Genomic DNA, 10453 nt, shown 5'->3' with positions numbered 1-10453 from the left:
CCGGCGCGCCGCGCGCGCCCCCGCGCGCCGAGCCGACGCGCGCCCCGCGCGCGCGCGCCCCGCGCCACCCACCCCCCCCCGCCCCCCCCCCCGGCCCGTTCGGTGATGCCGGTACGCCCGGGGTCAGTGCCCGGCGGATTCCTCGGGATGCGCGTGGCGCGGCAGGAGGAAGGCGAGCAGGAAGGTCAGGGCGAGCATGCCGTCGACGATCCAGAGCACCGTCTTCATGACGGAGCCGAAACCGCTCCGGAAGGCCGAGGACGCGGTCTCCTGCAGCACGGCGGGTATCCGGGCGCCGGCCTCGGGCGAGGTCAGGGCGGAGCGGGTGTCCTTCTCCAGGCGGGCGCAGGCCTCCGGGGTCGCGGCGGGGTCCTTGGCGACGGCGCGGTCCGAGGCGCACTTGCGCAGGTCGGCCACGACGCGGTCCTGCGCCGCCGGTGCGACGTGCGCGGCGGCCAGCTGACCCCGCAGTCCGTCCGAACGGTGGTCGACGGCGGTGGCGATCCCGCCGCCCAGGAGGCCGAAGAACACCGTGCCGAGGATGGCCACGCCGAAGGCGCCGCCGAGTTGCTGCACCGCGGTCATCGTGCCGGACGCCGAACCCGTCTCGTGCTGCTCGACGCTGGCGAGCACGATGTCGAAGAACGGTGCCATGAGCAGGCCCATCCCGATGCCGGTGACGAGCAGTGACGGCAGAAGCTGCCAGGGGCCGACGCCGGACCCCACCTGGTCGAGGGTCAGCCACACGCCGAACACACCGAGTGCCATGACCAGGGCGCCCGCCTGAAGGACCGTCCGTCCGAACCGGGCGACACCCTGGGCGAGCCCGAAACCGACGATCATGCCGCCCGACCAGGGCACCATCACCAGTCCCGCCTTGAGCGGCGAGTAGCCGAGGCCGATCTGGGTGTAGAGGTTGAAGACCAGCATGAACCCCTGCATGGTCGAGAAGAAGACCAGCCCGAGGATCATGCCGCCGCTGAACCCGCGCTTGCGGAAGAGGCTCGGGACGACCAGCGGGTCCCGGCCGGCCTTGCTGCGGCGCGACTCGTACGTGCCGAAGGCGATGAAGACGACGACCGAGCCGGCCATCATCAGGAACGCCCATACGGGCCAGTCGTACTCACGGCCCTGGACCAGCGGGAAGATGATGAGCAGCGCGGCCAGCGAGACCAGGAGCATGCCGGGCACGTCGAGGCGCGGCTTGGTGCCCGACAGACCCTTCGGCAGGTAGCGCACGGCGCCGAGGATGGCGGCGGCACCCAGCGGCAGGTTGACCAGGAAGATCATCCGCCAGCCGGTGCCGAAGTAGTCGGCGTCCACGAGCCAGCCCGCCAGGATCGGCCCGCACACCGCGGACAGTCCCATGACCGGGCCGAACAGGCCGAAGGCCTTCTGCGACTCCTTCGGCGGGAACATCTCCTTGATCATGCCGAGGCCCTGCGGCAGCATCACCGCGCCGAACAACCCCTGTACGACGCGGGCGCCTATCAGCATCTCGGGAGACACCGACACCGCGCAGAGCAGTGATCCCAGGGTGAAGCCGGCGGCCCCCACCAGGAACATCCGGCGGCGCCCGTGAATGTCCCCGAGCCGTCCTCCGGTGACGAGCCCGACGGCCATCGAGAGGGTGTACGCGGCGGCGAGCCACTGCAGGGTGGAGGCGCCGCCGCCGAGGTCGGCCCGCATGGAGGGGCCGGCGATGTTCGTGACGACGGCGTCGAGGAGGTCCATCACCTCGGCCGCGAGGATCACGAAGAGGGCGGCCCAGCGCCACCGGTAGGGCTCTGGCGAGTCGATGGGCGTCTCGGTGGACGCGACACCGGTGGTGGACATCGGAACTCCTCACGAAAAGGTCGCGCCACGGTGACGACTCGCGGGCGCGGTGGCGCGGATGGATGGAGCGGGCGGAACGGAAGCAAGGTGACTGCCCGACCCGCCGGTAAGGGCCGGAGAGAAGGGACGGCCGGACCGGAGAACACTGTTCACTCTAACAGAACAGTGCTCACCGGGAGAACGGCGTTCATTAAGATATAGCGCAACTCTGCGGCAGAGACAAGATATATCGCGTTCGATCCAGGTGAACGCCGCTCACCGAAGGTGAACACTGCTCTCCCATGCCTAGACTGGCGTCATGACCGACGCGGCCCCCGGCACCCCCGCACCTCCTCCGCCGTCCCCCTGGGAACGCGAGCGCCCCGCCCGCGCTCGCGTCGCCCCGGCCCGTACTCCGCTGTCGCGCGAACGTGTCGTGGAGGCCGCGTTCACCGTGCTGGACCGCCAGGGACTGGACCGGCTGTCGATGCGCCAGGTGGCGGCCGAGCTGGGCGTGACGGTCTCCGCGCTCTACGCCCACGTCAGCTCCAAGGACGACCTCCTGGAGCTCATGTACACCCGCCTCTTCGACGGTTTCGAGCCGCCCGTGGCCGACCCGGAGCGGTGGCAGGAGGAGGTGCGGGACTACGCGCGCTCCGGACGCCGGCGCCTGCTGTCCCACCGGGACATGGCCAGGATCTCCATGGCCCACGTGCCCTTCACCGCCGAACTGCTGCCGCACGTCGAGGCGTTGCTCGCCGTCTTCCGTACCGCCGGACTGCCCGACCGCATCGCGGCCGAGGCCGGTGACCTCATCTCCACCTATATCGACGGGTTCGCGCTGGAGGAGGGCATGTGGCAGGACCGGGCCGCTCAGCAGAGCGGTGGGACTTCCTCGCCGGCCCGCCCCGACTGGCGCGAGATGGCCGACGAGATGCAGGACTACTTCGCGTCCCTGCCCGCGGCGGACTTCCCCCATCTGCGCGCCCTGGCCGGGATGATGGTGACGGACTCCTCCGACGAGCGCTTCGACATCGGGCTGGAGATCATCCTGCGGGGCCTGGCGAGCTATCTGCCGGACCCGGCGGCCCGCGGGGGCGCGGACGCCTCCCGCGCGCCGGAAGCCGACTGATCCGCGGCACCTCCGGGCGGCCGGTCCGCGACTCCTCCGGCATGGCCGTGGAGGCGTCCGCCTTCGAGCGTCCCCCCGGACCGTCACTGCCGTGACGGCCGGCCGGCGGGTGACAGCGCGGACGCGGGGGACCGTGACATCGCCGGCGCGGTCCGTCCGGGCGTCACCGGAGGGTCTCCCGCACGGCTCCGGAAGAGGGCATGATGGGTCATCAGTACCGGTCAGGCGACGCTATGCTGTCGTCAAAAGTGAATCATTTATCGTTCAATTACGTCGAGCGGATGCCGCTCCGTCCTACCCGTCACCCGCTGTCCGGTCACACCCGCGCAGAGGTGCGCACCGGTGGCACCGCGGCAGCGGCATGTCGTCAACCCTGGAAGGAAGTGCCGTGGCGCCGGTGCTTGTTGGACACGAAGGCTTGCTGGCCGGAGAACGGATACCGGTCATCGGCACCCGGGTCACCTTCGGACGCAACCCCGATAACACCGTCGTCATCTCCAGCCTGAGCGTTTCGCGCTTCCACGCGGAAATCGTCCTCGACGAGACCCAGGGCTACGTGCTGCGCGACTGCGGCAGCAGCAACGGAACACTGGTGAACGGCGAGGAGATCGAGTCCCAACTGCTCAAACCCGGGGACGACATCACCATCGGCGACCAGGAGTTCCGGTTCGAGGTCGCGGACGCCATGGAGACGATCATGGCGCTCTCGCTGCCGAGGTCGCTGACGCACGGCGGCGAGGAACTCGCGCACGGGCCGGTCCTGCGGGTCACCGTCGCGGGCGGCGGCCCCGTCGGCCTCTCGCTCGCCCTGCTGCTGGAACACTTCCTCGGCACCCAGGTGCAGATCACCGTGTACGACGGCCGGTGGCGCAAGCAGGGCCGCAAGATCGTCTGGAAGGACGCGAGCCAGGGCAACGTGCGCCGCCAGCAGGTGGTGACCGTGCAGAGCCGCCAGTACCTCAGCCTGCCGCAGGAAGTGCGCGACCGGCTCTTCGAACCGGACCACTACACCGAGATGTGGCCCTCGGGACCCGACTCGGTCGGTGACCACCACCCGCGCAACATGCGCATCGCCTACATCGAGGACCGCCTGCTGGAGGTGGCGAACGAGAAGAAGGGCCGGATCCAGCTCGTCCCCGCCCGGTTCAGCATCGAGGACCAGCAGGACGCCCTGGCCACGCAGCACGTCCTCGCGATCTGCGACGGCGGACGGTCGCGCACCCGCGAGCACTTCGCCGCGAAGTTCGGCAAGGCGGACGAGTCCATCTACTCGCTGGACGGCCGCCATCTGCAGGACGTGGTCCTCGGCCTGCGCGTGAAGTCCGGTCTGACCGACCCCATGGCGGTGCTGATGACCGTCGCGCAGAACCGGTTCCTGCTCAACTCCCTGCGCGGCGAGGGCTTCCTCAACATGCGTCTGACGGACGCGGAGACGGCGGAAGTGGTCGGCATCGACCCCGTGCGCCGCGTCTTCGAGGAGTGCATCGCCTCCCGCCCGTGCCTGATGGGGCGCGACGAGCACGGCGACTTCCAGTGCTCCACCCACAGCACCCTGTTCCTGCCGGCCCTGATCAGGGGCTCGGCGCTGTGGAAGCGGGTGCACGAGGGGCTGCGCCTGTTCGGCGTCGAGGCGGACGACCTGAGCGCGGTCACCTCCTTCCGCCTGGACATGGTGCAACGTCCGCGCTTCACCGCCGAGCTGCTGCCGCCCACGGCCAACTCCACGGGCACGTACGGCTTCCTGCTGGGTGACGCCGCCAACGCCATCCACTTCTGGCCGGGCCGCGGGCTCAACAGCGGTCTGGCGTCCGCGATCTCCCTCGCGCGCTCCCTCAACGGAGCCTGGAACGGGAAGCCCTTCCGGGACGCGGACTTCCTGCGCCACGAAGCCGCCATGTCGATGCTCCAGTACCGGCACAAGAGCCGCGCCTGGAAGGCGATGGTGACCACCGACGACCAGGGGACCACCTGGGCGATCAAGGACATCATCGCGCACGGCATCGACGGGATCGCCGACGAGCCGGACCGAGAGGCGGACACCGCGACGCTGCTGGAGCGGATGCGGGGGATCCGCTCCCGGCTGGAGGCACGCATGTCGGGTCTGCCGGACGACGAGGCGATCCTGGAGCGACTGGGGACCCTGGAGAGCAGCACGCTGCGCATGCTGGTGCTCAGCGGCGCCTGGGACACGCTCACGATGGGTGGCGAGGAGGTCGACATCGACATCTTCTACGGCCAGGACTCCGCCGCGGCCGCCGCCGCCGTCGAGGCACTGGAGCCGGTCGCCCAGCTCTGAGAACCCTCGGGGCCGTCAGGGACATCGGGACCGTCAGGGCCGCCGGACAGCCGGCGAAGCCCTGATGGGCCGGATGCCAGGTCCGGATGCGGGCGTTGCCCGGACCGCCACAGAATCCTGATCATGTGGAGATCCTCTGGGACCCGGCACCCCCGCCGAGCGGTGCGGCGGCGTGACGGTTCGCGGCGAACCGGCGGTGCACGGCAGGCCGTGGCCGCGACCGCCGTCTGCGGTGCCCTCCTGGGCGTCATGACGGGTTGCGGCGCCCTGACCACGGGGACCAGCCCCGGCGGGGTGCCGGTGACCGACGGGCCGCCCGCGTCGGGACGCCCCCGCCCGGCACCCGCCCCGCGCCCGGCATCCGCCTCCCGCGTGCCCGGCGTCGGAGACGCGATGTGGGAGCAGGTCCCGGCCGCCACCAGCCAGGTGGTGGCCGTCTACGGCGATGACGAGGACTCGCCCGACGGCCTCGCCGTGCTCTACGAACGGCGCGGCACGGGCTGGGAGCGGACCGCGGCCTGGCCCGCGCACAACGGCAGGCTGGGCTGGACGACCGACCACCACATGGACGACGAGCGCACCCCGGTCGGCGTCTTCACCCTCTCCGACGCGGGCGGGACGCTCGACGACCCGGGGAGCCTGCTGCGCTACCGGCAGGACACCCACGCCTTCGCGCCCCCGGCGGACGCGGACGCGTCCCACCTGCACGACTTCGACTACGTCATCGCCATCGACTACAACCGGCTCCGGGGCACCCCGCCGTACGACTGGACCCGGCCCGACGGCGAGGACAAGGGCGGCGGCATCTGGCTGCACCTGGACCACGGTGACGGCACGTCGGGCTGCGTCACCGTCCCCGAGTCCGGGATGAGAACCCTGCTCCGCAGCCTCGACCCCCTGCGCCGTCCCGTCGTGGTGATGGGGGACCGGGAGTACTTGCGGCGCTGAGGCCGTGCGGCGTCACGTCGGGAGACGACGGACGTCGCGCCCGTCTCACGGCAGCAGGCGCTGTTCCTTCGCCACCGCCACCGCGCCGGCCCGCGTCTCGACGCCGAGCTTGTCGTAGATCCGGCCCAGGTGGGTCTTCACCGTCGCCTCACTGATGTGCAGGGCTCTCGCGATCTCCCGGTTGCCGAGGCCCTGGGCGAGCTGCGCCAGGATGTCGCGCTCGCGGTCGGTGAGCGTGGGGCGCGGGCTGCGCAGGTTGGCCAGCACCCGACCGGCGACGGGCGCCGAGAGCGTCGTACGGCCCAGGGCGGCGGCGTGGATCGCGGCGAACAGCTCCTCGGGACGTTCGGCCTTCAGCAGATAGCCGGTCGCCCCGGCCCCGATGGCGCGGGTGACGTCGGCGTCGGTGTCGTACGTGGTGAGGACGAGCACGCGCGGGCCCGGGCCGGGCGCGGCGGTGAGCCGGCGGGTGGTCTCCACGCCGTCGATCCCGCCGCCGAGCTGAAGGTCCATCAGGACGACGTCCGGCTCCAGCTTCGCGCTCAGGGCGAGCGCCTCCTCGCCGGTACCGGCCTCGCCGACGACCTCGATCCCGGGGGCGCTGTCGAGCAGCGCGAGCAGTCCCGCCCGTACGACGGCGTGGTCGTCGCAGAGCAGGATGCGGACGGCGCCGGTCACGGCGCTCGCATCGGTCGCACCGTTCATCGGGTCGGCTCCAGAGGGATCGTGGCGGACAGGACGGCGCCTTCTCCCGGCGCGGACTCGATGGCCAGGGTGCCGCCGAGCCCGCGCGCCCGCGCCCGCATCGCGGGCACCCCGTGGCCCCGGACGCCGGCCGGGGCCACGGGCAGGTCCTCCGGCGCGAAGCCCCGGCCGTCGTCGGCGACGTCGAGGACGACCTGGTCGTCGAGGAGCGTGAGGGTGAGCGTGACCGTCCGGGCTCCGGAGTGCTCCCGTACGTTGGCCAGCGCGCCCTGGGCGATGCGCAGCAGCGCGGAACGGACCCGTTCCGGCAGCCGGGGCGCGCGTCCGCCACCGTCGTCGACGTGGACGCGTACGGTGAGCCGCTCACCGGACTCACGCGCGGCCAGGGCGCACAGCGCCTGTTCGAGGCCGTCCCCGCGGGCCAGGTCGGCCGGCGCCAGGTCGCGCACGAAGCGGCGGGCCTCGTCGAGGCTGTGCTCGGTGACGGACTCGGCGGTCCGTACGTGGGCGCGCGCCTTGGCCGGGTCGGACACCCAGACCCGGTCGGCGGCCTGGAGCAGCATCTGCTGGCTCGACAGCCCCTGGGCGAGCGTGTCGTGGATCTCCATCGACAGTCGCTGCCGCTCGGCCAGTGTGCCTGCGCGGCGTTCGGAGGCGGCCAGTTCACGGCGGGTGCGGACCAGGTCGTCGATGAGGGCGCGCTGACGCGTGGCCTGCCGTTCCGCCTGGAGGAAGACGGCCGTGGCGATCGCGGCGACGGCGGGCGGGGCGAACAGCAGGTTGGGGTCGAAGCCGCCCGCGAGGCGGAGCTGCGCGGCCACGACGAACACGGTCAGGACCACGACCAGGACGAGCGCGGCGCGGGTCGGCAGGATGCGCAGCCCCGTGTAGAAGAGCGGCACGGCGCACCAGGCGAAGCTGGGCGCGAGCAGCACCAGGACCATCCACACCACGACGACCACGGCGAGCCGGCCCAGTCCCGTCCCGGTGGGCCGTCCGCGCTCACCGGGCGGCGCGGCCTTCCGGGGCGGGACGGCGTCAAGGAGTGCGAGGAGGACGGAGAGCGCGACGATCCACGGCGTGCGGACGTCTCCGGGGTGGTGCAGCAGGAAGCGCGCGAGGGCGCCGCCGAGCAGGAGGAAGAACGCCGTGTGCAGCACGGCGCCGAGAAGGCGGGGTTCCGGCGGGTGCGGGAGGTCCGCGCGCGGGTCCGTGCCGCCGCTGCGGTCCGCGTCCCGGCCGCGCACCCCGCCGTCCGCGCCGCGCACCCCGCGGACGCCCGCGCCACCGCCGTACGTGTGGTCCGTGCTCGTGTCCATCGCGTTCACCTCCTCCACCGCCCCGGTCCGCCCGGACCCTCCCATTGTCACCAGTCCCGCAGCCCCCGGGGTCATCCGATCGGTCGACCCCGTCGTCGGCCGGTCGGCAGCTCGTGACCAGCCGGAACGCCGACCGTGGCGGTCCTGTGGCGGCACCAGGCTGGAGAGCGGAAGTAGCGAACCGCCCTCCCGATCAGGAGTCGATCTCATGAAGAAGCTCTCCCGCCGTGCCCGCACCGCACTCTGCGGCGCCGCGGTCGTCGCCGTCGCCGGCGGCACGTTCGGTGCCGTGTCCGCGAACGCCTCGGCACCCGCCTCCGCCCGGTCGGCCGCCCCGGCGGAGGTGAAGAGCACCGGCGTCACCACGTCCAGCCACCTCACCGTCGACGCCGCGGTCAAGGCCGCGCGAGCCGCCCTCGACGCGGCGGCACGGGCGGGCCAGAAGGTCACCGTGGCGGTCGTCGACCGTGACGGCAACACCGTCGTCACCCTCCGGGGCGACGGCGCCGGCCCGCAGTCGTACGATTCCGCGCAGCGCAAGGCGTACACGGCCGTGTCCTGGAACGCGACCACCTCCGAGCTGGCCGGCCGGCTGGCCCGGACACCGAACCTGAAGGACATCCCGGGCACCCTGTTCCTCGCGGGTGGCGCTCCCGTCGCCGTCAAGGGCGCCCCGGTCGCCGGGATCGGCGTCGCGGGCGCTCCCAGCGGTGACCTGGACGAGAGGTTCGCCGCCGCGGGCGTCGCGGCGCTGAGCCGCTGACCGGGCAGAGAGCCAGGGTGTGACGAGGCGCGGTTCCCCGCCGGGGAACCGCGCCTCCGGCCCGCTCCGGCCCCGTCGGCCGCGGTGCGAGGATGGAACGGTTCACCTTGGCGTCAGCGGATGTGGGGTAGGGACCGTGCTGGACGATCAGTCGGCGGAGACCGCGACAGGACAGGAGGACGGGGCCCTCGGCACCTCGGCACCGCCCGTGGAAACCGGCGGGAGGGAGACCACCGGGAGGGAACCCGCCACCCGGGGTGCCGCGGCGACCGCGCTCCGGCTGTCCGGCGGGCTCGTCGTCCTCGCCGTGCTGGTGTCGCTGTTCTTCCTGCCGTGGTGGGTGCTGTTCGCCTCCGGCACGGGGTGGCCCTTCCCGGTGGCGCTGGGCGGCGGCGTCCTGTTCCTGGCCGCGCTGCTCGCGTTCCCGACGACGATGGTCCTGGGCCACGGCCGCCGGCAGTGGGACCCGTCGGCCCGTACGGGCGACACGATCCTCGGCGTGATCTGGGTGCTCTTCGTGTGGTCGGCCCTCGGTGGCGTGCTGCGGCTCGGCCTGGGCGCGGCCGGGGTCGGGGGACAGAGCGTGGCCAGAAGCGTGGCGGTCGCCGTCGCGGTCGTCGCGGTGCTGCTGCTGGTCTGGGGATACACCGAGGCCATGCGCCTGCCCCGGGTCCGGAGCGTCGACGTCACCCTCCCGCGTCTCGGCGCCGGGCTGGACGGGACCCGTGTGGTCGTCCTGGCCGACACCCACTACGGGCCCATCGACAGGGCCCGGTGGTCGGCGCGAGTCGTGGACGCGGTCAACGCCCTCGAACCGGACGTGGTCTGCCACGCGGGCGACATCGCGGACGGCACGATCGCCAAGCGCCGGGAGCAGGCCGCTCCCCTGGGGAGGGTCCGCGCGCGCCTGGCCAGGGTCTATGTCACGGGCAACCACGAGTACCTCGGGGAGGCCCAGGGCTGGCTCGACGAGATGGCCCGGCTCGGCTGGGACTCGCTGCACAACCGTCATGTCGTGGTCGAACGCGGCGGCGACCGGCTCGTCCTGGCGGGCGTGGACGACCGTACGGCCGCCTCGTCCGGCCTGGCCGGGCACCGCGCCGACCTCCCTCGCGCCCTCGCGGAGGTCACGCCCGATCTGCCGGTGCTCCTGGTCGCCCACCAGCCCAAGCAGGTGGCCCAGGCGGTGGCCGCCGGCGTCGACCTCCAGGTGTCGGGTCACACCCACGGCGGCCAGATCTGGCCGTTCCACTATCTGGTACGACTCGATCAGCCGGTGGTGCAGGGTCTGAGCCGCCACGGTGAGCGGACCCAGCTCTACACCAGCCGTGGTGCGGGCTATTGGGGTCCGCCGTTCCGGATCTTCGCACCGAGCGAGATCAGTCTGCTCGTCCTCCGGTCACCCGGGTGACCGGAGGGCAGTCTCTTTAGTCTCTTAAACACAAATCCGATCCCACGAAATTCTCGGTTTGCGG

At 72.4% G+C, this 10453-nt stretch carries 8 protein-coding genes; 5 read left to right on the top strand and 3 right to left on the bottom strand.

What is annotated here, in order from left to right; genetic code table 11:
- Nucleotides 1-123 precede the first annotated feature (123 nt).
- Entirely contained in the window at nucleotides 124-1836 is a 1713-nt protein-coding gene (locus tag ACFV2J_RS04575) for an MFS transporter (protein WP_385096103.1), read from the bottom strand.
- Between the two features lie 298 nt (nucleotides 1837-2134).
- Between ACFV2J_RS04575 and ACFV2J_RS04570 the strand changes: the two genes are divergently transcribed.
- From ACFV2J_RS04570 to ACFV2J_RS04560, 3 genes are all read left to right on the top strand, one after another.
- The gene (locus ACFV2J_RS04570; RefSeq protein ID WP_385096106.1) at nucleotides 2135-2947 is read left to right on the top strand and encodes a TetR/AcrR family transcriptional regulator; all 813 of its coding nucleotides are present in this window, start codon (nucleotides 2135-2137) and stop codon (nucleotides 2945-2947) included.
- A 397-nt stretch (nucleotides 2948-3344) separates the two neighbouring features.
- Nucleotides 3345-5243: an FHA domain-containing protein gene (locus tag ACFV2J_RS04565; protein ID WP_385437295.1), complete on the top strand. Its 1899-nt coding sequence runs from the start codon at nucleotides 3345-3347 to the stop codon at nucleotides 5241-5243.
- Nucleotides 5244-5615: 372 nt separating this feature from the next.
- On the top strand, nucleotides 5616-6191 hold the full coding sequence (locus tag ACFV2J_RS04560) for a L,D-transpeptidase family protein (protein ID WP_385098107.1): 576 nt from the start codon (nucleotides 5616-5618) through the stop codon (nucleotides 6189-6191).
- Between the two features lie 45 nt (nucleotides 6192-6236).
- Here the strand turns inward: ACFV2J_RS04560 and ACFV2J_RS04555 are convergent, their stop codons facing one another.
- Together ACFV2J_RS04555 and ACFV2J_RS04550 are read right to left on the bottom strand one after the other, a co-directional pair.
- The gene (locus ACFV2J_RS04555) at nucleotides 6237-6896 is read right to left on the bottom strand and encodes a response regulator (RefSeq protein WP_385098110.1); all 660 of its coding nucleotides are present in this window, start codon (nucleotides 6894-6896) and stop codon (nucleotides 6237-6239) included.
- The gene (locus ACFV2J_RS04550; RefSeq protein ID WP_385437292.1) at nucleotides 6893-8215 is read right to left on the bottom strand and encodes a sensor histidine kinase; all 1323 of its coding nucleotides are present in this window, start codon (nucleotides 8213-8215) and stop codon (nucleotides 6893-6895) included. The genes ACFV2J_RS04555 and ACFV2J_RS04550 overlap by 4 nt, the downstream gene beginning before the upstream one ends.
- Nucleotides 8216-8423: 208 nt before the next feature.
- On the opposite strand from ACFV2J_RS04550, the gene ACFV2J_RS04545 reads away from it, so the two are divergent.
- A complete protein-coding gene (locus ACFV2J_RS04545) occupies nucleotides 8424-8978 on the top strand; it encodes a heme-binding protein (protein WP_385098137.1) in 555 nt (184 codons plus the stop codon).
- A gap of 280 nt (nucleotides 8979-9258) precedes the next feature.
- Nucleotides 9259-10389 carry a metallophosphoesterase gene (locus tag ACFV2J_RS04540; protein WP_385437323.1) on the top strand — a complete coding sequence of 377 codons (1131 nt, stop codon included), beginning with the start codon at nucleotides 9259-9261 and terminating at the stop codon, nucleotides 10387-10389.
- The last annotated feature ends 64 nt before the right edge of the window (nucleotides 10390-10453 follow it).

The organism is Streptomyces sp. NPDC059668 (genome assembly GCF_042734135.1).
Classification (GTDB): Bacteria; Actinomycetota; Actinomycetes; order Streptomycetales; family Streptomycetaceae; genus Streptomyces.
This window is presented reverse-complemented; position numbering and strand designations above follow the sequence as displayed.

Bases quoted from the DNA above. Each gene is read 5' to 3' on its own strand.
- ACFV2J_RS04555 (WP_385098110.1), bottom strand. From the start codon at position 6,896: ATGAACGGTGCGACCGATGCGAGCGCCGTGACCGGCGCCGTCCGCATC.
- ACFV2J_RS04545 (WP_385098137.1), top strand. From the start codon at position 8,424: ATGAAGAAGCTCTCCCGCCGTGCCCGCACCGCACTCTGCGGCGCCGCG.
- ACFV2J_RS04575 (WP_385096103.1), bottom strand. From the start codon at position 1,836: ATGTCCACCACCGGTGTCGCGTCCACCGAGACGCCCATCGACTCGCCA.
- ACFV2J_RS04550 (WP_385437292.1), bottom strand. From the start codon at position 8,215: ATGGACACGAGCACGGACCACACGTACGGCGGTGGCGCGGGCGTCCGC.
- ACFV2J_RS04570 (WP_385096106.1), top strand. From the start codon at position 2,135: ATGACCGACGCGGCCCCCGGCACCCCCGCACCTCCTCCGCCGTCCCCC.